Origin of the sequence: Erythrobacter sp. (genome assembly GCF_036351135.1) — a bacterium.
Lineage (GTDB): Bacteria > Pseudomonadota > Alphaproteobacteria > Sphingomonadales > Sphingomonadaceae > Erythrobacter.
In genome coordinates, this window is record NZ_JAZBON010000017.1 from 31,635 (window position 1) to 55,086 (window position 23,452).

Sequence of the window (23,452 nt, forward strand, 5' to 3'; positions counted from 1 at the left end):
CTGATGCAACGACCGCGCAGCAAATCATACAAGGGGTGCCGATGTCAGCCAATATCGCCGAAATGGAACGCCGCCGCGAAGCCGCTCGCATGGGCGGGGGGCAGAAGCGGATCGACGCGCAGCACGCCAAAGGCAAGCTGACCGCGCGCGAGCGGCTGGACGTATTGCTCGATGAAGACAGTTTCGAAGAGCTCGACACCTATGTCGAACACGATTGCGTCGATTTCGGCATGGAGGACCAAAAGATTCCGGGCGACGGCGTCGTCACCGGCTCGGGCACAATCAACGGCCGTCTGGTCTATGTCTTTTCGCAGGACTTCACCGTCTTCGGCGGCTCGCTCTCGAAACGCCATGCGGAGAAGATCTGCAAGGTGATGGACACCGCAATGAAGGTCGGCGCGCCGCTGATCGGTCTCAACGACTCAGGTGGCGCGCGCATTCAGGAGGGCGTCGCCTCGCTCGGCGGTTATGCCGAGGTGTTCCAGCGCAACGTGCTCGCGTCCGGCGTCATCCCGCAGATCAGCCTCATCATGGGACCGTGCGCGGGCGGGGCGGTGTATTCGCCCGCCATGACCGACTTCATCTTCATGGTGAAGGACAGCTCCTACATGTTCGTCACTGGCCCGGACGTGGTGAAGACCGTCACCAACGAGGTCGTGACGCAAGAGGAGCTGGGCGGCGCGATCACGCATACGACCAAGACCAGCGTCGCCGATGTCGCCTATGAAAACGACATCGAGGCGCTGCTCGCGACGCGGCGTTTCTTCAACTACCTCCCGCTTTCAAACCGCGAGGAAGTCCCCGAACTTCCGACCAGCGACCCTTGGGACCGCGAGGAGCACAGCCTCGACACGCTGATCCCCGATAACGCCAACCAGCCCTACGACATGCACGAGGTGATTGCGAAGACGCTGGACGAGGGCGATTTTTTCGAGATCCAGCCCGCCCACGCCTCCAACATCATCTGCGGCTTCGGCCGGGTCGAGGGCCGCACGGTGGGCGTCGTGGCGAACCAGCCGATGGTGCTGGCGGGCGTGCTCGACATCGCTTCGTCGAAGAAGGCGGCGCGCTTCGTCCGGTTCTGCGATGCATTCGAGATCCCGATCGTCACCTTCGTCGACGTTCCCGGCTTCCTCCCCGGCACGGCGCAGGAACTCGGCGGCATTATCAAGCACGGCGCGAAACTGCTCTTCGCCTATGCCGAGGCGACCGTGCCCAAGATCACGATCATCACGAGGAAAGCCTATGGTGGCGCATACGACGTGATGGCGAGTAAGCACCTGCGCGGCGATTTGAACTACGCCTGGCCGACGGCGGAGATCGCGGTGATGGGCGCGAAGGGCGCGGTGGAGATCATTTTCCGCAAGGACCGCGACGATCCGGAAAAGATCGCCGAGAAGACGAAGGAATACGAGGACAGGTTCGCCAACCCCTTCGTCGCGGCCTCGCGCGGCTATATCGACGAGGTGATCCACCCGCACGCGACCCGGCGGAGGGTGGCGCTGGGGTTAAGGAAGCTGCGGACGAAGCAGTTGGATAACCCGTGGAAGAAGCATGATAATATCCCGCTCTGATGGGCACTGAAACTGCCATTCCGGCTTTGCTAGTGATTGCGCTTTCGATCGCTGCGCTAGGCATGCTTTCCATATGGCTTCGCGTTCGGGAAGTTGTTGGAACGGCGAGAAGTACAGGAGCTCGAGAGCCGAATTTCTGGTTTTGGGTTTGGCAGATCATTAAGCTGCTGATTGTCGTCGGTGCGTTTGGCATGACATGGTTCATTACGGAGATTCTTTGGCGATGAAACTAGGCCGCCTAAACCACATCGGCATCGCAACGCCCTCCATCGCGGACTCCATCGCGCATTACCGCGATACGCTTGGCGCCACCCATATCCACGATGCCTTCGACCTGCCGGAACAGGGGGTGACAGTCTGCTTCGTCGACACACCCACCGAAAGCGGCATGAACGGCACGCAGCTTGAGCTCATCGAACCGCTCGGGCCGGACAGCGCGATCAACAGCTTTCTCGCCAAGAACCCGCTGGGCGGGCAGCATCATGTCTGCTTCGAAGTGCCCGATATCGAGGAAGCGCGCGCCGAATTCGAGGGCTTGGGCAAGCGCATCCTCGGCCCTACGCGCATCGGGGCGCATGGCACGCCGATCTTCTTCCTGCACCCCAAGGACATGCAGGGCATCCTGACCGAGATCATGGAAACGCCCACGGAAGGCCAGCATTGGTCTAATTAGAGCGTTCTCCATCAACCCGTTCGTGACGAGCCCTTCGACAAGTCCGAGCCGAGCGGATAAGGCTAAATCATGACCGACAAACCCACCCCCGAAGACTGGAAAGCGCTCGCCGACAAGGAATCGAAGAGCCGCGATCTCACCTGGGAGACGCCCGAAGGTTTCGACATTAAGCCGCTTTACACCAAGGAAGATCACGAGGATTTCGATCCGGGCCTCCCCGGCTTTCCGCCCTTCACGCGAGGGGTAAAGGCGTCGATGTATGCCGGGCGCCCTTGGACGATCCGGCAATATGCGGGCTTCTCGACCGCCGAGGAATCGAACGCCTTCTACCGCCGCAACCTCGCTGCGGGTCAAAAGGGGCTAAGCGTCGCCTTCGACCTCGCCACCCACCGCGGCTATGACAGCGACCACCCGCGCGTCACCGGCGATGTTGGCAAAGCGGGCGTTGCGATCGACACGGTTGCGGACATGGAAGTGCTTTTCGACCAGATCCCGCTCGACACGATGAGCGTCTCCATGACCATGAACGGCGCGGTTATCCCGGTCATGGCGTTCTACATCGTCGCGGCCGAGCGGCAGGGCGTTTCGCAGGAGAAGCTATCCGGGACCATCCAGAACGACATCCTGAAAGAGTTCATGGTCCGCAACACGTACATCTATCCGCCCGAACCCAGCATGCGGATCGTCTCCGACATCATCGCCTATACCTCGGCCAACATGCCGAAATTCAACAGCATTTCGATCAGCGGCTATCACATGCACGAAGCCGGGGCGACGGCGGTGCAAGAGCTCGCCTTCACCATCGCTGACGGGAAGGAATATGTCGTCCGCGCGATGGAGACGGGCCTGGATATCGATGCGTTCGCAGGGCGGCTGTCGTTCTTCTTCGGCATCGGCATGAACTTCTTCATGGAGATCGCCAAGCTGCGTGCCGCGCGCACGCTTTGGTACCGCGTTATGGACGGCCTCGGCGCGCAGTCCGATCGCTCCAAGATGCTTCGCACGCACTGCCAGACGTCGGGCGTGAGCTTGCAGGAGCAGGACCCCTACAACAACGTCATCCGCACCACGATCGAGGCTATGGCCGCGACGCTGGGTGGGACACAGAGCCTGCACACAAACGCCCTGGATGAGGCTATAGCGTTACCGACGGACTTCTCGGCCCGCATCGCGCGCAACACGCAGCTGGTTTTGCAGGAGGAAAGCGGCATCACCAATGTCGTCGATCCGCTGGGCGGTTCGCATTACATCGAGGCGCTGACCGCGACGCTGGTCGAGGAAGCGGAGAAGCTGATTGCCGAGGTCGACGAGGCGGGCGGCATGACTGCCTATGTCGCAACCGGCGCGCCCAAGGCCGCGATCGAGCGTGCGGCGGCGGAGAAGCAGACGAGCGTCGATCGCGGAGAAACCGTGATAGTCGGGGTCAACAAGTACCGGCGCGACAAGGAAGACGAGATCGACACGCTCGACATCGACAATGCCAAGGTCCGCAAGGGCCAGATCGCCCGGATCGAACGGGTGCGGGCGGAGCGGGACGAGACCGCGTGCCGGGCCGCCCTCGATGCGCTGACCGAGGGCTGTCGCAGCGACGGCAATACCCTTGCCCTTGCCGTCGAAGCCGCGCGCCACGACGCGACCCTGGGTGAAGTTTCGGCGGCTATGGAGGAAGTGTTCGGTCGCCACGATGCAACGCCCGAGCCGGTCAGCGGGGTCTACAAGAGCGCCTACGAATTCGATCGCCGCTGGGCGCAGGTGACCGACGGCGTCGACGCGGTCGAGCGGCGTCTGGGCCGCAAACCGCGCATCATGGTCGCCAAGATGGGCCAGGACGGCCACGACCGCGGCGCCAACGTGATTGCCAGCGCCTTTTCCGACATGGGCTTCGAGGTCGTCTCCGGCCCGCTATTCCAGACGCCGGAGGAAACCCGCGATATGGCGGTGGAACACGATGTTGACGTGATCGGCGCAAGCTCATTGGCGGCGGGTCACAAGACGCTGATCCCCGAACTCATCCGTCGGCTGAAGGAGGTGGGCCGCGCCGACATCAAGGTTACCGCCGGCGGCGTCATCCCGCCGCAAGATTACGATTTTCTGCGCGAAGCGGGCGTACAGGGCATCTATGGCCCCGGCTCGAACGTGGTCGAATGCGCAGCGGACATCCTTAAGCTGCTCGGCCACAATATGCCGCCACCAGAAAGCGTGTTGGACGAGGCGGCCGAATAAGGCCCAACGCAACAAATCCGCTCGTGCTGAGCTAGTCGAAGCACTGTTCTTTTTTCAGGAACGGCGGTCTAAAGGAAAGTACGGCCCTTCGACAGGCTCAGGGCGAGCAGGAATTTAAATTTTGACCAAAACACGTAATGACTGGACTCGCGAGGAAATCGCGCAGCTGTTCAACCTTCCTTTCACCGAATTGCTCTTCCAGGCCGCGAGCGTCCACCGCGAAAACCATCCGCCCGATCAGGTGCAGCTCTGCACGCTGCTCTCCATCAAGACCGGCGGGTGTCCGGAGGATTGCGGCTATTGCTCGCAGTCGGTTCACGCCGACAGCGGCGTCGAGGCGAGCAAGCTGATGGACGTGCAGGAAGTGCTGCAGCGCGCGGCTCAGGCGAAGGATGCGGGCAGTCAGCGTTTCTGCATGGGCGCCGCTTGGCGCAATCCCAAGGATCGCGACATGCCCAAGATCGCGGCGATCGTGAAAGGCGTCTCGGACATGGGGCTGGAGACCTGCATGACGCTCGGAATGCTCGAGCCGCATCAGGCCGCGCAGCTCGCCGAAGCGGGCCTCGATTATTACAACCACAATATCGACAGCAGCCCCGAATATTACGAGCGGGTGATCTCGACGCGCAACTTCCAATGCCGGCTCGATACGCTGGACCACGTGCGCAGCGCCGGGATCAATGTATGCAGCGGCGGCATCGTCGGCATGGGTGAAACGCGCGAGGACCGCGTCGGCTTCATCCACACGCTTGCGACCTTGCCCGAGCACCCCGAAAGCGTGCCCGTAAATGCGCTGGTCCCGGTCAAGGGCACGGTGCTGGGCGACATGCTGGCCGATACGCCGATGGCCAAGATCGACGACATCGAATTCGTCCGCACGGTCGCTGCCGCGCGGATCACCATGCCGATGAGCATGGTGCGCCTCTCCGCCGGGCGCGAAAGCATGTCCGAGGCGACGCAGGCTCTGAGTTTCCTCGCCGGCGCGAATTCGATCTTTACCGGAGACAAGCTGCTCACCGCGCCCAATGCAGGCGACGACAGCGACAGCGCGCTATTCGCAAAGCTAGGCATGACGGCGCTGGAGGGCGAGGAGCCCCAGAGACGCGCAAAGCAGGCGGAGCGGATGACGGAAGCGCTGGACTGATTGCCGTTGGCGCTCGGCTTCTCGGTCGACGCGCTGCTGCCCAAAGCGCGCGGGGGAGGGCAGCTGAGGATGGGGCTCGTCCGGCTTTCCGAGGGAGAGTGGCTTCAGCCCGATCCCGATCTGCCCGCGCGCGCAGCGGCGTTCGATGAATGGCCCGAGGGCGTTCAGCTCGCCCCCGCAGTCGACGCGCCCGCTCGCGAATTGGCGACGCTGCTCGGGCTGGAGGGCGGCTTGCGCGAGGCGGCTCGTGCTCGTCACGAAGATATGTGTCTGCTGACGAAGAGCGACGGAGATGAGCAATATCGCCTGGTCGGCGCAGCGGTCGCGTGGCCGTCCGATTGGCTCCCCGAGCACAAGATCGGCCTGTCGCTCGGCGCGGTGCATGCCCCGATCGATGGCTATGCCGAGCAGCTTGCACAAGGCGTCGATCATTTCATGGAGAGGCTTCCCGCCGGACCGATCTATGGCCGCAGCAACTGGTTCATCGCCGCGACACCCGAACGCCGCTGGCTGCGCGATCCGGCTGCGGCGAACCCCTTCGCCCATGTGACTGCGGAAAATGCTGGCGACACGCTGTATGTTCGCTGCGAACGCCAGACCCTGCGCCGCCTGCCGCAAACCGGCGCGATCCTGTTCACCATTGGCGTCTACGTCGAACCGCTCGGCGCGCTCGACGCCGCGAATGTGCGGCGCCTCGCCCAAGCAGTCGAGACGCTGGCCGAAGGCGAGGGCGACAGGCGCGGCGCGCCCGCCTATGGGCAAGTTCTTATCGGTTTTGCGGATCGGAGGATTTGAATTTGGCAAGTGTTATGAGCGCAGTTCTTCCCGCCCTCCTGCTGCTGCATCCGGGGCATGCCCCTGCGCGAAGTCCGCCCGTGCCCGATTGCCCCGATCCGGTGACGCAGCAGGCGATGAATTACTGCGCCGCGCAGGACTACCGCGCGGCCGACCGCGCCCTCAACGCGCAATGGGAGAGAACCGCGAGCGAAATGAAGCGCCGCGACGCGCAGACCGACGCCGCCGATCCCGCCACGCCATCGCACTTCGCCATCCTGCTCACAGCCCAACGCGCCTGGATCGCCCTTCGCGACGCGCATTGCCAAAGCGAAGCCGCGGCCTTTCGTGGTGGCAGCATCGAGCCTCTGATCCACGCGACCTGCATGACGACGCTGACCGAGCAGCGCACCGAGCTATTGCGAAGCCTGCTCGCGCCCTAGCAAAACAAAGCGTTGCCGCCGGGCGCGGTTGCGCGGGAATAATGCAGGCGGCATAGGCGCTCCATTCCATTTGCGCTTCCGGAGGTCCGCTTGTTTTCCAAAATCCTCATAGCCAATCGCGGTGAGATCGCCTGCCGCGTCATTCAGACTGCGCGGCGGATGGGGATCGCGACGGTTGCGGTCTATTCGGATGCGGATGCGCAGGCGCCCTTCGTGAAGATGGCGGACGAGGCGGTGCATATCGGGCCCTCGCCGGCGGCGGAGAGCTATCTCCTGCCGGAAAAGATCATCGATGCGTGCAAGCAGACCGGCGCGGAGGCGGTGCATCCGGGCTACGGCTTCCTGTCCGAGCGCGCGAGTTTCGTCGAGGCGCTGGAGAAGGAGGGGATCACCTTTATCGGCCCGCCCGCAGGCGCGATCGCGGCGATGGGCGACAAGATCGAGTCCAAGAAACTCGCCAAGGAGGCGGGCGTCAATGTCGTCCCCGGCTTCGTCGGCGAAATTCGCGATACCGAACACGCCGTCGAAATCGCCGGCGACATTGGCTATCCCGTGATGATGAAGGCCAGCGCCGGGGGTGGCGGCAAGGGCATGCGGCTCGCCTGGTCCGAGGAAGACGTGCGTGAAGGGTTCGAAGCGACGCGCCGCGAGGGCAAGGCGAGCTTCGGCGACGACCGGGTCTTCATCGAGAAATTCATCGAGAACCCGCGCCACATCGAGATCCAGATCCTCGGCGACATACACGGCACGATCCTCTATCTGAATGAGCGCGAGTGCTCGATCCAGCGGCGGCATCAGAAGGTGGTAGAAGAAGCGCCATCGCCCTTCGTCACCCCGGAAATGCGCAAGGCAATGGGCGAGCAATGCGTCGCGCTGGCCCGCGCTGTGGACTATCATTCGGCCGGCACGGTCGAGCTGATCGTTAGTGGGGCGGACCCCACGGGCGAGAGCTTCTACTTCCTTGAGATGAACACGCGGCTGCAGGTCGAACACCCGGTGACCGAGGCGATTACCGGTATCAACCTTGTCGAACAGATGATCCGGGTGGCCGTTGGCGAAAAGCTGGCGTTGACGCAGGACGATATCGGGATCGACGGCTGGTCGATTGAAAACCGCGTCTATGCCGAGGATCCCTATCGCGGTTTCCTCCCCTCGACCGGGCGGCTGGTGCATTATTCGCCGCCGGTGCCGGGCTGGACGGCGGACGAGGAGGTCGCAGGCCAGAAGCGGCGCGGCGTGGCGCGCGAGCTTCCCGGCGGGGGCGAAGGCGGTGTGCGCGTCGATGACGGGGTCTACGAAGGCGGCGAGGTCTCGATCTATTACGACCCGATGATCGCCAAACTCGTGACCTGGGCGCCGACACGCGACGCGGCTGCCGACCTGCAGATCGAGGCGCTCGACGCCTTCCGGATCGAAGGGCTCGGCCACAATATCGATTTTCTGAGCGCGATCATGCAGCATCCGCGCTTTCGCTCCGGCGAGCTCACCACCGGCTTCATCGCCGAAGAATATCCCGAAGGTTTCGAAGGCGCGCCGGTTTCCGAAGAATTCCAGCGCCGCCTCGCCGCGCTATTCGCCGGCAACGAATTTACCTGGCAAAACCGCGCGCACCGCATTTCGGGTCAGCTCGGCGGCGACGATGGGGACATAGGCGTTAACCGCACGACCTGCGACTGGCTGGTCAAGATCGAGCCTGCGAGCGCCGGCGCCGAGGCCAGCCGGCACGAGGTCAAGCTGAGCGACGAGGGCGCCGAGGTCGACGGTGTCATGGTTGGCGGCGGCACCGACTGGATGCCCGGCATGGTCGAGGCGCGCGGCTGGGACGAGGACGAAAGACCGTTCGGCCTCATCGTCCACCGCGACGGTGCGCATTGGAAGGTGACGACGCGCGGTCGCACCACGCGCGCGCTGGTGCTGCCGCTGCGGCTTGCGCAGCATGAAAGCCTGATGCTCGAAAAGGAGCCGCCCGACCTCTCCAAAATGCTCATCTGCCCGATGCCCGGCATGCTCGTGAAGCTGCATGTCGAAGAGGGCGAAGAGGTCCAACCCGGGCAGCCGCTGGCGACGGTCGAGGCGATGAAGATGGAGAACATCCTGCGCGCCGAAAAGGAGGGCACGATCACCTCGATCAGGGCCGAGGAGGGCGAAAGCCTCGCGGTCGATGCGGTGATTCTCGAACTCGAATGATCGGCGGCGCGCTTGTCAGCGTGGCACATTGGTGCGAGAGCGGAATATAAAGTAAGTCCGGCGTGAAATTTGCTGAGATTTACCGTTTCCAGTTGCTGCAATTATAATCCCCACCAAACGGCGATGTTGGAGAAGCCGACGACTTTCCTTAAATATAGAAGGTTCGAGCCGGAGAGGATTTGTAGTTCAGGCTGGTGGGATCAAGACATGGCTAGAAGAGGAACCGGATACTTCGACCGCAAAGGTAAGTTTTTCAAAACCAGTCGCGAGGCGACCGAAAGCGATCTGGCGGCATTGTTCGGCAAGATCGGCGACGGCGAAAGCCTCGCTCCGGGCATCGCGCATTTGCTGCTCGAAAAGCGCGAAGAGATAGAGCGCCTGTTCGAAGAGCACGATGCCATGGTCGCCGAGGAGGAAGAAGCGCAAGGCTCGGCCCGGCTGACCGATATCGAGCCCAAGGTGTCGCAGCTCCCGCGCTCGGTTTCCTGATCACGAGTACAGGTCGGCAATCAAGCGCCCGGCCAGTTCGCCTGAATTTGCGGTGCTGGTGTCGATTTCAGCGTTGTATTCGATGCCGCGATGAAGATGGCCCGCTTGCTCGCGGGCCAGTCCGATGAGGCGATCGCCGCGGTCCTTTTCGCGTTTCTCGATCACTTCGATTGGCGCAGCGACCTTGACGATGCGCAACTCGCAGCCCGCCAGCCCTTTGCGGTAATCGGCGATCTCGCTTGCAGGGCAGACCTCATCGACGACGCAATCCAGCCCGCCGCGCCCCGCTCCTATCACGAAATGCCGCATCTGGGCCATCAGTTTTTCGCCGAGTGGGCCGTTGACGATGCGCGGCAGAGTGCCGGCCTCGCTCTGCACTTGCCGGACCGGAAACCAGTCGGAGTGAGCTTCATGTCCGTCGGGCAGGAAAGAGATGAACTTGTCCATTTCGACATGCAGCAACGCGCGTCCGGCTCCCGCGGCTTCGGCCTGGATCGCGCGCGCCAGAGTGGTCTTCCCGGCGCTACTGACGCCGTTGAGGACGATGATGCGCGCGGGCAAGGTCAGTGTGCCTGAAGCTGTGCGTCGAGGAAGGCGGCCAGATCGGCGAGGTCGACATCGCGCGCCATGAAAGCTGCGCCGATATCCTTCAGCAGCAGGAAGGGCAGCGTGCCGGCGGCTTCCATCTTCTTGTCGTGGCGCATGTGATCGACCAGCGCCGCGCCGTTGCAATCGAGGCCGAGCGCCGCGATTTCGCTCGGCAGGCCCGCCCGGTCGATGGCCCGCGTCACGCGCTCGGCGGCCGCGTCATTGAGCCACTCACGACGAGCCGAATAGCGCGCCGCCAGCACCATGCCGAGCGCCACTGCCTCGCCGTGGAGTAGCCGGTCCGAGAACCCCGTCGCGGCTTCGAGCGCATGGCCGAATGTGTGACCGAGATTGAGCAACGCGCGCACTCCCGACGTCTCGCGCTCGTCCTCGGCGACGATCCACGCCTTGGCGGCGACGCTGGTGGAAATGGCGCGGCCGAGAGGTGCATCTTCGCGCGCCAGGACCGCATCTCCATACTCCTCGAGCCACGCGAAGAACGGCGCATCGCCCAAAAGGCCGTATTTCAGGACCTCGGCATAGCCCGCGCGCATTTCGCGCGGCGGTAGGGTGTCGAGCGTCCCGGTGTCGATAAGCACCAGCGAAGGCTGGTGAAAGGCGCCGATCAGGTTCTTGCCCGCCGCGACATTGATCGCGGTCTTCCCGCCGACCGAACTGTCGACCTGCGCCAGCAAGGTGGTGGGCAATTGGACGAAGCCGCAACCGCGCTTGAGGATCGCGCAGGCGAAGCCGACGAGGTCGCCGACCACTCCTCCGCCCAGCGCAAAGACATGGTCCGAGCGGGTCACCCCCTGGGCCAGCAACCAGTCGGTCAGCGCTTCGAGCCCGGCCCAGCTTTTCGAACCCTCGCCCGGCGCCACATCGTACCAGCGCACGGAATGGCCCGCCGCCGCGAGGGCTCGCTCAAGCGCTTCGCCATGATGCGCGCGGGCATTGGCGTCGGCCACGATGGGGACGGGACGCTCGCCATAGGGCGCGAGAAAGGGCGCGGCCTGGCCTGTAATATCGCCGAGCAGGCCGGGAGCGATGCGCACCTCGTAGGAGCGCCCGCCGAGCGCCACCGGAACGATCGTCGGGGCTACCGCCTCAGCCATGCGTCCACGCCTTCGATGATTGCCCGCGCCGTATCGGCATGAGGGCTGTTCTCGCTGCATACGCGTACCTGCGCCTGTGCATAATGGTCGCGGCGCTTATCGTAGAGATCGGAGAGGATCGCGTGAGGATCTCCGCCGCGTAGCAGCGGGCGCGTGTTACGGCGCGAGGTGCGCTCGACCAGCGTCTCTATATCGGCATCGATCCACACCGCGATCGCCTTGTCCAGCACGAGCTCGCGCGTCTGCGGATCGACGAAAGCGCCGCCGCCGGTCGCGATCACGCCCGCATCGTCTTCGATCAGCCGCGCGATCACCCGCCGCTCGCCGTCGCGGAAATAGTCTTCGCCGAACTCCTCGAAAATCTCGGGAATGCTGCGCTGCGCGGCCTGTTCGATTTCGTCGTCGGCATCTACGAAACCGCGTCCTAACATGGCGGCGACCCGCCGCCCGACGGTCGACTTGCCGACCCCCATCAGTCCGACCAGCACGATCGGCTGGGCGATGCGCGCCGCCAGCGCTACAAATTCGTCGTCACCGTTCGTAGATTTGGGGTCCATGCCACCACCGAAAAGCTGTTCACGCTGGCCTAGACATGGGGTAGAGCGCGCGCAACATGTCTGACGACACGCAAAAACGCGTCATCCTCTCGCGGGACCCTTCGCGAAAGACAAAAGGCGAGGCGCGAAAGGACGCGCTGCGCCGCTGGCCGCTCTATGCGGCGGGCGCCATCGCGCTGGTCACGCTCGTCGCCTGGATCGACGGCGGGGAGGAGCCCATCCGCCCGATCGCCGAAAAGGTGACGCTGAGCGATGCGACATCGGTGCCGGTACCGGTCGAGAGGCACGGATGAGAATGCGCGCAAAATCCCGAGCCGGATTGCGGTCCGGCAGCGCTGGATTTGCTCTCGCCGCAGCACTGATGGGCGCAGTGGCAGGCGGTCTGGCGCTGGCACAAGACGCGCCCGTATCGCTGCTGCCCCCCGGATTCGACGATCCGCAGCCGACGCCGACGCCCACTCCTACCGCACGGCCCAATCAGCCGTCACCGGCCGCGCCTGGAGCCACACCCCGGCCCTCGCCGACAGGTCCGACCACCGCGCCGCCGCTGCCGCAGGCACCCGGCGGCGCGCCCGCGCCCGCGGCGCCGCCCGTCTCACCATCTGAGCTGAAAGGCCTGCCGACCCTGCGCGAACTCGAGGCGCTATCGACTGACGAACTGGACGATCTTCTGGGGTTGAAGCCCGAATACGACATCCCCCCCGCCGCCCGCCGTTCGCTGGAACAGGTCGGTATTCTCGCGCCGGAGGAGGGCGGCTTCGCGACCCGGTCGCTCGCGGCCCAACCACCGAGTCTGGTACGGGCAGTGGTGGCGGGTATTCGCGGGCCGATGGTCTCGCGCTGGGGTCATATCCTGCTGCGCCGCACGTTGGCGAGCCGGTTTGCCGCGCCCGAAGGCATGGACCCGGTGGAGTTTGCCGCCCTGCGCATCGCGGCGCTCAATACGCTGGGTGAGTTCACCGTCGCGCGCGCGCTGGCGCAGGATATTGATACCGGCAACTGGAACGGCGCGCTCACCGACGCGGCGCTCGATGCCTATATCGCGGCGAGCGATGTCGCGGGCGCCTGTCCGGCGATCCGCCTGCAGGGCGGCGGGCGCGAGGATCCGCAGCGCGTCATGTGGCAGGCGATCTGCAACGCCTATGCCGGCGAGGGCGCGCTCGCCGCCTCGCAGCTCAACATCGCGCAAAGCCGCGCGATCGCTCCCGAGATCGACCTGCTCCTGGCGCAGCGATATGCCGGCGCCGCCGGGCGTGGGCGGGGCGGCACACGGGTCGATTGGGACGGTGCCGAAGAACTTACGCCTTGGCGCATGTCGCTCGCCCAGGCAGTGGGCGAGGATATACCGGAAGAGCTGCTCGATACGGCGCTGACAGGCGCGGATGGAGCCTATTACGCACTGGCCGGCGCCGCCAATGCGGCGCTGCCGATGAGCATGCGGGCGCGATACGCGCAGACCGCCGCGGCGCGCGGCGTATTTTCGGCGAGCGCGTTGGTCGATCTCTACAGTCGCCTATACGCGCTCGAAGGCGCGAGCGGCGTCGAAGCGCAGGCGGCGGCGCGGCTGCGCGAAGCCTATGTCGCGCCCGACCCTGCCACGCGGATCGCCGCCATGCGCGGCCTGTGGGGCGAGGGGGAGAGCGGTTTTGCGGGCCGGGTGCTGACGGCCTATGCCGCGGCGCGGATCGCGCCAGCCGAAGCGCAGACAAAGGCGGCGGACGATCTCATTGCCTCGATGCTGACCGCCGGGCTCGATCGCGACGCGGCGGGCTGGCGCGGCGTGGTCGAGACGGGGTCGCTTGGCTGGGCGATGCTGGCGCTGGCCGACCCGGGCGCGCGTGCCGCCTCGCGCGGCGGGATCGATAGCTTCCGCGATGCCGATGAAAGCGCCGGCCAGCGTCGCAGCGCGTTCCTGGTCGCAGGGTTGGCCGGGCTCGGGCGGCTACCGGGTGGAAGTCTCGCCTCCTGGAGCGAGGAGGCGGGCGGCGACCTGACGCGGCAAACCCGCTGGAGCCGCACCATCGCGCGCGCCGCCGAGGTCGAGAATGCGGCGCTCGTAGCGCTGCTTGCGGGGCTCGGCATGCAGGGCGACAGCTGGGCGCAGATGACCCCGCTGCATCTTTACCACATCACCGCGGCGCTCACCCGTGTCGGGCTCGAGGCCGAGGCGCGCATGATCGCCGCCGAAGCGGTAGCCCGCGCCTAGGGCGGGGCGGCGCGTCGAGCAGGCGCAGCGCAGATGTCGGCCGCCACCCGCGCCTTTCTCGACATGCTCGCCGCCGAACGCGGCGCGGCAGCAAATACGCTCGCCGCCTATCGCAGCGATCTGGCCCAGGCGGAGGAGGCGGTCGGCGATCTCTCGGCAGCTCCGCGCGCGGCGATCGCGAAACTGGCCGGCGAATGGAGCGCGCTCGCCCCGTCCACCGCCGCACGCAAGGCTTCGGCCCTGCGCCAATTCTTCGGTTTCGCGTTGGAGGAAGGTTGGCGCGAGGACGATCCTTCCGGTGCGCTCCCCGCGCCGCGCGCACGCCGCCCGCTGCCCAAGGTGCTTAGCCACGCCCAGATAGACGCGCTCTTTACCACGGCCGAGCGCGAAGCCGAGAGTGGCAAACCCGCCGCCATCCGCCAGCTGGCTCTCCTCGAATTGCTCTACGGCTCGGGTCTGCGCGCGACCGAGCTGGTCGACCTGCCACTGGCTGCCGTTCCGCGCGATGCGCCGCTGCTGACCCTGGTGGGGAAGGGCGGACAGGCGCGCACTGTGCCGGTGGGCGAACGCGCGAAAGAGGCGCTTACGCGCTGGATCGCGGTGCGCCCTGACACGCCCCCTTCGCGCTTCCTCTTCCCCTCGCGCGGGGGCAAGCACCTCTCGCGGGTCCGTCTATTTCAGCTCGTCAAGGCGCTGGCGACGCGCGCCGGGATCGATCCCGCGCGGGTCAGCCCGCATGTCCTGCGCCATGCCTTTGCCACCCACCTTCTCGAAGGTGGGGCCGATCTGCGCATGCTCCAGACGCTGCTCGGCCATGCCGATATCGCGACCACCCAGATCTACACCCATGTCGATGCAGCGCGCCTCGTCGCGCTCGTCAATGCGCGGCACCCACTTGCGGGCCACAGCGCGAAGGACTAGCGCGGCGGCCATGTTATCCTACCTCGAATTCGAGAAACAGGTCGCCAGCCTAGACGAGCGTATCGCCGAAATGCGTAAGCTCGATGTCGATCACGGGGTCGACGTGGCGGCCGAGATCGAGCGGCTGGAAACCAAGTCCAGAGAGCTGCTCGCCTCGACTTACGCCTCGCTGACGCCTTGGCAAAAGACGCAGGTCGCGCGGCATCCCGGCCGCCCTCATTTCCGCGACTATGTCGAACATTGCTTTGCGGATTTCGTGCCGCTCGGCGGCGATCGGTTCTTCGGCGAAGACGAGGCGATCCTCGGCGGCTTTGCGACACTCGATGGAGGCGAAAGCGGGGAAACGCGCCGTGTCATGCTGATCGGGCACGAAAAGGGTCACGATACGAGCAGCCGCATCCGCCACAATTTCGGCATGGGCAAGCCCGAGGGCTATCGCAAGGCGATCCGCCTGATGGAGCTTGCGGGGCGCTTCGGTCTGCCGGTTGTCACGCTCGTCGATACGTCGGGCGCGTTTCCGGGGATCGAGGCCGAGGAACGCGGTCAGGCCGAAGCTATCGCGCGCTCGACCGAGGCGTGCCTCGCGCTGCCCGTGCCGATGGTGTCGGTAATCGTGGGCGAGGGCGGATCGGGCGGCGCGGTGGCGCTGGCCAGCGCGGAACGGGTATTGATGCTCGAACATGCGGTCTATTCAGTGATCTCGCCGGAAGGGTGCGCTTCGATCCTGTGGCGCACGGCGGAAAAGGCCGCGGATGCGGCGCAGGCGATGAAGATCACCGCGCAGGATTTGAAGCGGCTCGGGGTGATCGACCGGATCGTCAAGGAACCCGTCGGCGGCGCGCATCGCGATCCTGCCGGCATGGCACGGCGCCTCTGCACGGTGCTCGGCGAGGAGCTAAGTGCGCTTGCCGGGCGCAGCACCGAGGAATTGCAGAGCTCGCGCGAAGAGCGCTTCATGCAGATGACGGGCTGATACGCTCTTCCGTCATCCGCCGTCCCACCTGTCCCGCCGCGCGGTGCTCTTGCGTGGAACCTGAACCTGTCACGCCCATTGATAGGATATATACGAGCCGTCCCACGCGGCACCGCACCGAAAGGCGAAGACGATGAAAAACAAGAAAATACTGGCTCGCACGGCGGGTATCGCTGCGCTTGCCACCGCGCTCGCGGGCTGCGTGGGAGGGGCCGATATTCCCTCCGCCTCGACCCCGATCACTCCAGCCGAGATGCAGCAGGGCGCGGAATACCATCCGCAATTGCTTCAGCAGTTCGGCGGGGCCATGACCGGGCCGCAGGCGCAATATGTGGAGCAGGTGGGCAAGAACATCGCGGTCAATTCCGGGCTCGGCAATGCCCGCGATAGCTTTACGGTAAGCCTCCTCAATTCGCCGATCAACAACGCCTTTGCCGTGCCGGGTGGCTATATCTATACCACGCGCCAGCTGGTGACGCTGATGAACAATGAGGCCGAACTGGCTGCCGTGCTCGGCCACGAGGTCGGCCATGTAGCCGCGCGCCATTCGCAGCGCCGTCAGCAACGCGCGCAGCGCAATTCGATTCTCGGCGTATTAGGCGCAATCGGGTCTTCCATCCTGCTCGGCGATACCGGGTTGGGCGACACGCTCACCCGAGGTTTCCTGCAAGGCTCGCAGCTGCTGACGCTGAGCTATTCGCGCTCGCAGGAGCTCGAGGCGGACGATCTCGGAATTCAGTATTTGACCCGGGCGGGCTACGAGCCGCGCGCGATGGGAACGGTGCTTGCGAGCCTCGCCGCGCAAAATGCGCTCGATGCGCGGCTTCAGGGCCGCGAAGATGCCACCGCGCCCGAATGGGCATCGACTCACCCCGATCCCGCGAGCCGGGTCCAGCGCGCAATCTCGAACGCGCAAGGCCTGCCCGGATCGGTGACCAACACGGCAACGTTCCTGCAGCGCATCGACGGGCTTCTTTATGGCGACGATCCCGAACAGGGCATCATCGAGGGTCGCAGCTTCATTCATCCCGACCTGCGTCTGACCTTCACCGCGCCACAGGGCTTTTTCATGATCAATTCGACCCGCGCGGTCAGCATCAACGGTCAGGGCGGGCAGGCCCAGCTTACCCTCGCGCCCTATAACGGCAATCTCGAAACCTATGTGCGTCAGCAGTTCGCGGCGCTTGGTGGAGAGAACAGCCAGCTCGCCCCGGCGGAGATGCAGCGCACCACCGTCAATGGGATCCCCGCGATGGTCGGCCAGGCACGCGTCAATAACGGCCAGCAACAGGTCGACGTGACGGTGTTCGCCTACGAATTTTCGAACGATCGCGCCTATCACTTTGCCGCGATCACGCCGGCGGGGCGTGCCAACACCTTTGGCCCGATGTTCCAGTCGATGCGCCGGATCAGCCAGGCCGAAGCCGACCAGGTGATCCCGCGCCGGCTCGATGTCGTTACGGTGCAGCGCGGCGATACGGTCTCCAGCCTGGCGCGGCGCATGGCCTATACCGACGCGCAGGAGCAAAGGTTCCGCGTGCTCAACGCACTGGGTTCGAACGACAGTCTGCAGCCCGGACAGCAAGTCAAGATCGTCGTCCGCGGCCGGTAGAACGATACTCCCGCAAACGGCAAGGGCCCGCGTCTTTCGGCGCGGACCTTTCTTGTTTCCGTCGAAGCCAGACAACAAAAAAGGCGGCGGGGATGACCCCGCCGCCTCCTTTTTTATGAAGCGTAGAAGGTTAGTCTTCGCCTTCCATGGCCGTGTTCACCTCGTTGAAGGTGTTGGTCAGGTTGCTGCCGAGCGTGGTCATCGCGGCGATCGCGGCAACGGCGATCAGAGCGGCGATCAGGCCGTATTCAATGGCGGTCGCGCCCTGTTCGTCGCGAGCGAGCTTGTTGATGAAAGTCATTATGTAGTCTCCTGGTTTTGGTCTTCGGTACCCGTGCCCTGCCAATGGTCAATCAACTGGACATTTGATGAATTAGCGCGAAGCGATTGAGAAAGTCCTAATCTGGACCCTTACCAAATTCTTATCACCCCATTGCCTCATCGGACTGTTCAGCCATGTCGTCCCAAATACTCGTGGTGGTCAAGGCAAGGCCCTGAAAAGCCACGAGGATAGCGACAACGACGAGGCTGAGGATCAGGCCATATTCCACGGCGGTGACACCCGATTCGTCTTTCCAGATACTCTTGAGGAATGGCGTCGAATGCATGAAGTCACCTGGGATACGTTCCTGACGAGATACAATTTCGCGTCGCCGGGTTAAGAAATCATTGATAGAAAAGGCTCGGATGGAAGAATTTCCGACATGACAGCGGGACCGATCTGGGTTGTGGCAGGGGCTTTGCGGGGCTCAGGAGACAATTGGCTTTTGCAGCGCAGACCTTTGGAAAAGGATCACGGCGGCCTATGGGAATTCCCGGGTGGCAAGGTCGAAGATACTGAATTCCCGGTAAAAGCGCTGATCCGGGAATTGCGCGAGGAATTGGGGATCGCGGTGCGCGAGACCGATTGCTGGCCATCTGCTTTTGCCGAAAGCGGCGTTCGGATAGAAGCGGCGCCGATTGTCATCCTACTTTACACTATCGCGTGCTGGGAGGGGACGCCGGCGGCGCTCGAAGGAGGGGAGGTACGCTGGTTCACCGCCGCCGAAGTGCGCTCGCTCGCTAAGCCGCCGCTCGACTGCGACCTAGCTGCCCAGCTGTTCGGCGGGACCGGGGAACGATGCAGGGAATGGTAACGGGCGAAAGAAGCGAACGGCCAAACAGGGGATTGCCAATCCACGCCCCCGGTCCTATGTGCCCCACTCCCCGCGCGCCAGTAGCTCAGCTGGATAGAGTACCTGACTACGAATCAGGCGGTCGGAGGTTCGAATCCTTCCTGGCGCGCCAAGAAAGCCCATCCGCGAAACGCGGGTGGGCTTTTTTTGTCGGGGCGGTCGGTTTGGTTTCGCGATCGGCGCGAGACCGATCGCCGGCCCTAATCGCCGGCCATATCCTCGAGCGCGTGCATATCGTCGTCACTGAAGCCGAAATGGTGGCCCGCCTCGTGCACCACGACATGGCGCACCAGTTCGGCAAAGCCGACGCCGGTCTCGTCCATCTCTTTCAGCAGCGGCTGGCGGAATAGGCTGATGATCGGCGGCATCGGCGCATGATCGAACAGCGACTGTTCGGGCAGCGGCGTGCCTTCATATAGCCCTGTCAACTCCCATGAGTCCGTCAGATCGACCGAGGTGAGCTGGCCGGGCCGGGCGAACTCCTCGATCCTCAGCACGCAATCGCGCAAGGGTTCGCGAAACTCCGCAGGCATACTTTCGAGCGCCCTGAGCGCACAGTCCTCAAAGGCGGCGGCATCGGGACCGTCATAGGTTCTGGCATGGGTTCCGGCCATGCCATTGAATATGGGCGGCACGGGCCTTCGCGGCAAGCGGCGCGGAACAATCGCCGGTTTGAGCCTTTGGTTTAGTGAAGACATTCCCCGCACATGCTTACACTAAGGGAGCCCGCCATGAGTTCATCCGACACAGACACCAAGGTTCTCGAACGTCTGAGGACCGACCACGATCGCCAGCGCGAATTGCTCGATCGGATCGCCAAAACCGAAGGCGCCAGTGAGGAGCGCCGCGAGCTGTTCACCCAATTGACGAAGGAATTGAAGAGCCACGCCGCCGCCGAAGAGCAGGCGGTTTATTCCGAAATGCTCGCCGAACCCGATGTCAGCGACGAGACCCGCCATTCGGTCGCCGAGCATCACGAAATCGACGAAATGCTCAACGACCTCGCCGCCACCGATATGGGTTCGAGCGCCTGGATGCAGAAGTTCAAGCAGCTGGACGAGCGCTATCGCCACCATATCAACGAGGAGGAGGAAGATCACTTCCCCGACTTCGCCGATCAGATCGACAAGTCGATGGACAAGGAGATGACCGCCACCTTCGACGAGCGCAAGGAAAAGGAAAAGGCCGCGGCCGAGGTGACGCCCGAGGAAAAGGAAGACGCCAAGGAATAGTGCGCACCGTACATTCGCTGCCGAAACGAGAGGGGCACCGCTGGCAACGCGCCTGCGGTGCCCTTTCCTTTGTGCCATCGGCCCCGCGAGCCTTGTTTCGCGCACCCCTTTGCGTAATGGAACGGGGTGGGGATCGCCACGCCTGAAACTGGGAAATGCCGTTTATGAGAGACCTTCACGGGGCCGACGACGACTTCGATCCGAACAACCCTTTGAAAAAGCCCGACGTGCCCGAAAAGGTGCAGGACGCGATCCGCACGCTGATCGAATGGGCGGGCGACGATCCCGCACGCGAGGGGCTGCTCGACACGCCCAAACGGGTGGGGCGGGCATGGCTCGAATATTGCGAGGGTTACAAGGAGGACCCCGCAATCCATCTCTCCCGCGTGTTCGAAGAGGTCGGCGGCTATGAAGAGATTGTGCTGCTAAAGGACATCCCCTTCCAGTCGGCCTGCGAACACCACATGGCCCCGATCACCGGCGTCGCCCACATCGCCTACCTGCCACACAAGCGCGTGGTAGGGATATCAAAACTCGCCCGCGTTCTACACGGCTTCGCCCGGCGCCTCCAGGTCCAGGAGCGTCTGACGGCAGAAGTAGCGGACTGCATCTGGAGCAATCTCGAACCGCAGGGCGTTGCCGTCGTCATCGAAGCGCAACACGGCTGCATGACCGGTCGCGGCGTCAAGACCCCCGGCGTCGGCATGACCACCAGCCGCATGATGGGCTGTTTCCTCGAAGACGAGCGCAGCCGCAAGGAAGTGCTGAGCTTGATGGGGTATTAAGCGAAGAAGATCGAGACAAGGCGCGGATTCGATCTACTTCGGAACAATCGGTGGGGGGGTATGCATTGTTAATACATGGACAGCACTTCCCAAGCCGACGTACGAAGTTCCCATCTCCCCAGCCGAAGAGAGCGATTGCAGACTTTTCTGAGGCTCAAATCGCAGCGTCAATTGCTATTGATCGGACTGGCTGTATTGGCCGCAATCTCCCTTGCTCTTGCCTATACGCTTATTCACGATCGCACTACGCCCGATACGATCAGGCTAGGCACCGGCGTTGCCAGCGTCGAATCCAAGCCGGTAAGCGCCTTCGATCGGTCTGCCTCTAGCCCGAAAAATCAATATGACGCCTCGTCCGACGAGACTTCCCTCGGTTCGGGCGAAGCGAGTTTTTACGGAGACGAGCTCGCCGGCAATCGCACTGCGAGCGGCGAAGTCTTCGATCCGCGACAATATACCGCCGCGCATCGCACCCTCCCGCTTGGCAGCCGGGTTCGGGTCACAAACACCCGTAACGGCGAAAGCGTCGTCGTGCGTATTAATGATCGTGGCCCGTATCACGGCGGCCGCGTGATCGATCTCTCGACCGCCGCTGCCCGTACGATCGGTTTGATCCAGTCGGGAACTGGGCGGGTGAGACTTGGACTGCTGGCGAGCTAATCTAATGGCGACCATGCGCGGTATCGCGCACTGCACGGCGGCGTTGGCACCGGCGACGTTTCAGAGCTGTCCCAGCATGTGCTCCGCGCTCGAGACTTTGTAGTCGCCTGGATCCTCGACGTTCAGCTGGGTGACCTTGCCGTCTTCGACCAGCATCGAGAACCGCTGACCGCGTGTGCCCATGCCGTAGCCGCTGCCGTCCATGGTCAGGCCGACCGCTTTGGCGAATTCGGCGTTGCCGTCGGCGAGCATCGTAATGTCGCTCGAACCGGCATTCTCGTTCCAGGCCTGCATGACGAAGGCGTCGTTAACCGCGGTGCCGACGATCTCGTCGATGCCCTTCGCTTTCAATTCTTCCGCCTTGTCGACGAAGCCGGGCAGATGCTTGGCCGAGCAGGTCGGGGTGAAGGCCCCCGGGACGGAGAACAGCGCAACCTTCTTGCCGGCGAAATAGTCGCGAGCTTGGACCTGCTGCGGCCCCTCGGGGCTCGCTTTGACCAGGGTTACGTCGGGGATCGTGTCGCCTACAGAAATGCTCATTCGCAATATCCTTTCGCTCGCGGGGGTATATGGCGCTCGATATACAGGCGGACCTGTCCGGAGCAACAATTACAGATATAAAGATAACTTTATATTTGCGCGGACAAGCGCCTCTCGCTAGGTCCGCGCGCAATCGATTTAACGGAGGAAATGATGGCCACGATCGCAGCTGACAAGGAATATATCGTCAAGGATATTGGGCTTGCTCAATATGGCCGCGACGAAATCGCGATCGCCGAAACCGAGATGCCCGGGCTGATGGCGCTACGCGAGGAATACGGTTCCTCGCAGCCGCTGAAGGGTGCGCGGATCACCGGCTCGCTGCATATGACGATCCAGACCGCGGTGCTGATCGAGACGCTGGTTGCTCTCGGGGCGGAAGTGCGCTGGGCCACCTGCAACATCTTCTCGACGCAGGATCACGCCGCCGCCGCGATCGCCGATCAGGGCATTCCCGCGTTCGCGATCAAGGGCGAGAGCCTGTCGGATTACTGGGACTATGTCGGGCGCATCTTCGATTGGTCGAGCGACAGCGATCGAGACCTCACCGCCAATCTGATCCTCGATGATGGCGGTGATGCGACGATGTTCGCGCTCTGGGGCGCGCGCATCGAGGCGGGCGAGGAAATGCCCGCACCCTCCAATGCCGAGGAAATTGAGTTCCAGCGCGCGCTGAAGGCCTTCGTCGCAAAGAAGCCGGGCTATCTCACCAAGAGCGTGAAGAACATCAAGGGCGTCTCAGAAGAGACCACCACCGGCGTCATGCGCCTCTACCAAATCGCCAAGCAGGGCAAGCTCCCGTTCCCGGCGATCAACGTGAATGACAGCGTGACCAAGTCGAAATTCGACAACCTTTATGGTTGCAAGGAATCGCTGGTCGACGCCATCCGCCGCGCGACCGACGTCATGCTGGCCGGCAAAGTCGCCTGCGTTGCCGGCTACGGCGACGTCGGCAAGGGTTCGGCCGCCAGCCTTCGCGATGGCGGTGCTCGCGTGATGGTCACCGAGATCGACCCGATCTGCGCGCTGCAGGCGGCGATGGACGGATACGAAGTCGTCTCGATGGAAGAAGCGACCAAGCGCGCCGACATTTTCGTCACTGCCACCGGCAATGAAGATGTCATCACCGGCGAGCACATGAAGTCGATGAAGAACATGGCGATCGTGTGCAATATTGGCCATTTCGACAGCGAGATCCAGATTTCCGCGCTCGACAATTACGAGTGGAAGGAGATCAAGGAAGGCACCGATATGGTGACGCTGCCCGATGGCAAGAGCCTGCTGATCCTCGCAAAGGGACGCCTTGTGAACCTGGGCTGCGCGACTGGCCATCCGAGCTTCGTCATGAGCGCGAGCTTCACCAACCAGGTGCTGGCGCAGATCGAGCTCTACACGAAGTCGGACGAATACGAGAACGACGTCTACGTCCTGCCCAAGCATCTCGACGAGAAGGTTGCCGCGCTGCATCTCGACAAGCTCGGCGTCGAATTGACGCAATTGTCGAAGAAGCAGGCCGACTACATCGGCGTGCCGCAGGAAGGGCCGTTCAAACCCGATCATTACCGCTATTGATTGCTCTTC

At 63.7% G+C, this 23,452-nt stretch carries 25 protein-coding genes and 1 tRNA gene; 19 read left to right on the forward strand and 7 right to left on the reverse strand.

All coding sequences use genetic code 11. The annotated features are described in order from the left end of the window. The first annotated feature begins 41 nt into the window (after nt 1-41). The 8 genes from V2I30_RS04860 to V2I30_RS04895 all read left to right on the forward strand — a co-directional run bounded on the left by V2I30_RS04860 (nt 42) and on the right by V2I30_RS04895 (nt 9,507). Nucleotides 42-1,574: an acyl-CoA carboxylase subunit beta gene (locus tag V2I30_RS04860; RefSeq protein WP_330660953.1), complete on the forward strand. Its 1,533-nt coding sequence runs from the start codon at nt 42-44 to the stop codon at nt 1,572-1,574. Nucleotides 1,575-1,797: 223 nt separating this feature from the next. Continuing rightward, on the forward strand, nt 1,798-2,247 hold the full coding sequence (mce, locus tag V2I30_RS04865) for a methylmalonyl-CoA epimerase (protein WP_330660954.1): 450 nt from the start codon (nt 1,798-1,800) through the stop codon (nt 2,245-2,247). Nucleotides 2,248-2,316: 69 nt separating this feature from the next. Beyond that, complete coding sequence (gene scpA, locus V2I30_RS04870; RefSeq protein WP_330660955.1) at nt 2,317-4,470, forward strand: methylmalonyl-CoA mutase; 2,154 nt, start codon at nt 2,317-2,319, stop codon at nt 4,468-4,470. A 121-nt stretch (nt 4,471-4,591) separates the two neighbouring features. Next, nucleotides 4,592-5,614 (forward strand): biotin synthase BioB, encoded by a 1,023-nt coding sequence (gene bioB, locus V2I30_RS04875; RefSeq protein ID WP_330660956.1) that lies wholly within the window; start codon nt 4,592-4,594, stop codon nt 5,612-5,614. Continuing rightward, nucleotides 5,615-6,409 carry a heme-dependent oxidative N-demethylase family protein gene (locus V2I30_RS04880; protein ID WP_330660957.1) on the forward strand — a complete coding sequence of 265 codons (795 nt, stop codon included), beginning with the start codon at nt 5,615-5,617 and terminating at the stop codon, nt 6,407-6,409. It abuts the gene before it with no gap. A 14-nt stretch (nt 6,410-6,423) separates the two neighbouring features. Beyond that, a complete protein-coding gene (locus tag V2I30_RS04885; RefSeq protein ID WP_330660958.1) occupies nt 6,424-6,831 on the forward strand; it encodes a lysozyme inhibitor LprI family protein in 408 nt (135 codons plus the stop codon). A gap of 90 nt (nt 6,832-6,921) precedes the next feature. Beyond that, nucleotides 6,922-9,018, forward strand: a complete 2,097-nt coding sequence (locus V2I30_RS04890) for an acetyl/propionyl/methylcrotonyl-CoA carboxylase subunit alpha (RefSeq protein WP_330660959.1) — start codon at nt 6,922-6,924, stop codon at nt 9,016-9,018. 207 nt (nt 9,019-9,225) lie between these two features. Further along, the gene (locus V2I30_RS04895) at nt 9,226-9,507 is read left to right on the forward strand and encodes a hypothetical protein (RefSeq protein WP_330660960.1); all 282 of its coding nucleotides are present in this window, start codon (nt 9,226-9,228) and stop codon (nt 9,505-9,507) included. Here the strand turns inward: V2I30_RS04895 and V2I30_RS04900 are convergent, their stop codons facing one another. From V2I30_RS04900 to V2I30_RS04910, 3 genes are read right to left on the reverse strand one after another with little or no spacing between them, the layout of a single operon-like run. Beyond that, nucleotides 9,508-10,068 (reverse strand): phosphotransferase-like protein, encoded by a 561-nt coding sequence (locus V2I30_RS04900; RefSeq protein ID WP_330660961.1) that lies wholly within the window; start codon nt 10,066-10,068, stop codon nt 9,508-9,510. It lies immediately after the preceding gene. A 2-nt stretch (nt 10,069-10,070) separates the two neighbouring features. Further along, nucleotides 10,071-11,210 (reverse strand): 3-dehydroquinate synthase, encoded by a 1,140-nt coding sequence (gene aroB, locus V2I30_RS04905; protein ID WP_330660962.1) that lies wholly within the window; start codon nt 11,208-11,210, stop codon nt 10,071-10,073. Then, nucleotides 11,195-11,767, reverse strand: coding sequence for a shikimate kinase (locus tag V2I30_RS04910; RefSeq protein WP_330660963.1), 573 nt, complete (start codon nt 11,765-11,767; stop codon nt 11,195-11,197). Before V2I30_RS04910 ends, aroB begins: the two co-directional genes overlap by 16 nt. Before the next feature lie 56 nt (nt 11,768-11,823). On the opposite strand from V2I30_RS04910, the gene V2I30_RS04915 reads away from it, so the two are divergent. The 5 genes from V2I30_RS04915 (at nt 11,824) to V2I30_RS04935 (ending at nt 17,479) form a co-directional block, all read left to right on the forward strand. Beyond that, on the forward strand, nt 11,824-12,060 hold the full coding sequence (locus tag V2I30_RS04915) for a hypothetical protein (protein WP_330660964.1): 237 nt from the start codon (nt 11,824-11,826) through the stop codon (nt 12,058-12,060). 2 nt (nt 12,061-12,062) lie between these two features. After that, on the forward strand, nt 12,063-13,973 hold the full coding sequence (locus tag V2I30_RS04920) for a hypothetical protein (RefSeq protein ID WP_330660965.1): 1,911 nt from the start codon (nt 12,063-12,065) through the stop codon (nt 13,971-13,973). Nucleotides 13,974-14,006: 33 nt separating this feature from the next. Continuing rightward, entirely contained in the window at nt 14,007-14,894 is an 888-nt protein-coding gene (locus V2I30_RS04925) for a tyrosine recombinase (RefSeq protein ID WP_330660966.1), read from the forward strand. Nucleotides 14,895-14,904: 10 nt separating this feature from the next. Continuing rightward, complete coding sequence (locus tag V2I30_RS04930) at nt 14,905-15,867, forward strand: acetyl-CoA carboxylase carboxyltransferase subunit alpha (protein ID WP_330660967.1); 963 nt, start codon at nt 14,905-14,907, stop codon at nt 15,865-15,867. A gap of 133 nt (nt 15,868-16,000) precedes the next feature. Next, nucleotides 16,001-17,479, forward strand: a complete 1,479-nt coding sequence (locus tag V2I30_RS04935; RefSeq protein WP_330660968.1) for a M48 family metalloprotease — start codon at nt 16,001-16,003, stop codon at nt 17,477-17,479. A 130-nt stretch (nt 17,480-17,609) separates the two neighbouring features. On the opposite strand, the gene V2I30_RS04940 is transcribed toward V2I30_RS04935, so the two are convergent. Continuing rightward, nucleotides 17,610-17,780 carry a Flp family type IVb pilin gene (locus V2I30_RS04940; protein WP_330660969.1) on the reverse strand — a complete coding sequence of 57 codons (171 nt, stop codon included), beginning with the start codon at nt 17,778-17,780 and terminating at the stop codon, nt 17,610-17,612. A gap of 124 nt (nt 17,781-17,904) precedes the next feature. Continuing rightward, nucleotides 17,905-18,087 (reverse strand): Flp family type IVb pilin, encoded by a 183-nt coding sequence (locus tag V2I30_RS04945; protein ID WP_330660970.1) that lies wholly within the window; start codon nt 18,085-18,087, stop codon nt 17,905-17,907. 96 nt (nt 18,088-18,183) lie between these two features. On the opposite strand from V2I30_RS04945, the gene V2I30_RS04950 reads away from it, so the two are divergent. Then, a complete protein-coding gene (locus V2I30_RS04950; RefSeq protein WP_330660971.1) occupies nt 18,184-18,615 on the forward strand; it encodes a (deoxy)nucleoside triphosphate pyrophosphohydrolase in 432 nt (143 codons plus the stop codon). A 74-nt stretch (nt 18,616-18,689) separates the two neighbouring features. Continuing rightward, nucleotides 18,690-18,766: transfer RNA gene (locus V2I30_RS04955), tRNA-Arg, on the forward strand. Between the two features lie 88 nt (nt 18,767-18,854). On the opposite strand, the gene V2I30_RS04960 is transcribed toward V2I30_RS04955, so the two are convergent. Next, a complete protein-coding gene (locus V2I30_RS04960) occupies nt 18,855-19,289 on the reverse strand; it encodes a metallopeptidase family protein (protein WP_330660972.1) in 435 nt (144 codons plus the stop codon). Nucleotides 19,290-19,385: 96 nt separating this feature from the next. On the opposite strand from V2I30_RS04960, the gene V2I30_RS04965 reads away from it, so the two are divergent. The 3 genes from V2I30_RS04965 (at nt 19,386) to V2I30_RS04975 (ending at nt 21,331) form a co-directional block, all read left to right on the forward strand. After that, complete coding sequence (locus V2I30_RS04965) at nt 19,386-19,886, forward strand: hemerythrin domain-containing protein (RefSeq protein ID WP_330660973.1); 501 nt, start codon at nt 19,386-19,388, stop codon at nt 19,884-19,886. Between the two features lie 164 nt (nt 19,887-20,050). Continuing rightward, complete coding sequence (gene folE, locus V2I30_RS04970; RefSeq protein ID WP_330660974.1) at nt 20,051-20,671, forward strand: GTP cyclohydrolase I FolE; 621 nt, start codon at nt 20,051-20,053, stop codon at nt 20,669-20,671. A gap of 195 nt (nt 20,672-20,866) precedes the next feature. Beyond that, nucleotides 20,867-21,331, forward strand: a complete 465-nt coding sequence (locus V2I30_RS04975) for a septal ring lytic transglycosylase RlpA family protein (RefSeq protein WP_330660975.1) — start codon at nt 20,867-20,869, stop codon at nt 21,329-21,331. Nucleotides 21,332-21,391: 60 nt separating this feature from the next. Here the strand turns inward: V2I30_RS04975 and V2I30_RS04980 are convergent, their stop codons facing one another. Next, entirely contained in the window at nt 21,392-21,871 is a 480-nt protein-coding gene (locus V2I30_RS04980) for a peroxiredoxin (RefSeq protein ID WP_330660976.1), read from the reverse strand. A gap of 153 nt (nt 21,872-22,024) precedes the next feature. Here V2I30_RS04980 and ahcY point away from each other — a divergent pair, with 153 nt between their 5' ends. Continuing rightward, entirely contained in the window at nt 22,025-23,443 is a 1,419-nt protein-coding gene (gene ahcY, locus V2I30_RS04985; protein ID WP_330660977.1) for an adenosylhomocysteinase, read from the forward strand. Nucleotides 23,444-23,452: the final 9 nt, after the last annotated feature.

Excerpts from the sequence above, each read along its gene's own strand:
- V2I30_RS04860 (WP_330660953.1), top strand. The coding sequence starts at position 42 with ATGTCAGCCAATATCGCCGAAATGGAACGCCGCCGCGAAGCCGCTCGC.
- mce (WP_330660954.1), top strand. The coding sequence starts at position 1,798 with ATGAAACTAGGCCGCCTAAACCACATCGGCATCGCAACGCCCTCCATC.
- scpA (WP_330660955.1), top strand. The coding sequence starts at position 2,317 with ATGACCGACAAACCCACCCCCGAAGACTGGAAAGCGCTCGCCGACAAG.
- V2I30_RS04885 (WP_330660958.1), top strand. The coding sequence starts at position 6,424 with ATGAGCGCAGTTCTTCCCGCCCTCCTGCTGCTGCATCCGGGGCATGCC.
- V2I30_RS04895 (WP_330660960.1), top strand. The coding sequence starts at position 9,226 with ATGGCTAGAAGAGGAACCGGATACTTCGACCGCAAAGGTAAGTTTTTC.
- aroB (WP_330660962.1), bottom strand. The coding sequence starts at position 11,210 with ATGGCTGAGGCGGTAGCCCCGACGATCGTTCCGGTGGCGCTCGGCGGG.
- V2I30_RS04910 (WP_330660963.1), bottom strand. The coding sequence starts at position 11,767 with ATGGACCCCAAATCTACGAACGGTGACGACGAATTTGTAGCGCTGGCG.
- V2I30_RS04915 (WP_330660964.1), top strand. The coding sequence starts at position 11,824 with ATGTCTGACGACACGCAAAAACGCGTCATCCTCTCGCGGGACCCTTCG.
- V2I30_RS04920 (WP_330660965.1), top strand. The coding sequence starts at position 12,063 with ATGCGCGCAAAATCCCGAGCCGGATTGCGGTCCGGCAGCGCTGGATTT.
- V2I30_RS04925 (WP_330660966.1), top strand. The coding sequence starts at position 14,007 with ATGTCGGCCGCCACCCGCGCCTTTCTCGACATGCTCGCCGCCGAACGC.
- V2I30_RS04930 (WP_330660967.1), top strand. The coding sequence starts at position 14,905 with ATGTTATCCTACCTCGAATTCGAGAAACAGGTCGCCAGCCTAGACGAG.
- V2I30_RS04935 (WP_330660968.1), top strand. The coding sequence starts at position 16,001 with ATGAAAAACAAGAAAATACTGGCTCGCACGGCGGGTATCGCTGCGCTT.
- V2I30_RS04940 (WP_330660969.1), bottom strand. The coding sequence starts at position 17,780 with ATGACTTTCATCAACAAGCTCGCTCGCGACGAACAGGGCGCGACCGCC.
- V2I30_RS04945 (WP_330660970.1), bottom strand. The coding sequence starts at position 18,087 with ATGCATTCGACGCCATTCCTCAAGAGTATCTGGAAAGACGAATCGGGT.
- V2I30_RS04950 (WP_330660971.1), top strand. The coding sequence starts at position 18,184 with ATGACAGCGGGACCGATCTGGGTTGTGGCAGGGGCTTTGCGGGGCTCA.
- V2I30_RS04965 (WP_330660973.1), top strand. The coding sequence starts at position 19,386 with ATGAGTTCATCCGACACAGACACCAAGGTTCTCGAACGTCTGAGGACC.
- folE (WP_330660974.1), top strand. The coding sequence starts at position 20,051 with ATGAGAGACCTTCACGGGGCCGACGACGACTTCGATCCGAACAACCCT.
- V2I30_RS04980 (WP_330660976.1), bottom strand. The coding sequence starts at position 21,871 with ATGAGCATTTCTGTAGGCGACACGATCCCCGACGTAACCCTGGTCAAA.
- ahcY (WP_330660977.1), top strand. The coding sequence starts at position 22,025 with ATGGCCACGATCGCAGCTGACAAGGAATATATCGTCAAGGATATTGGG.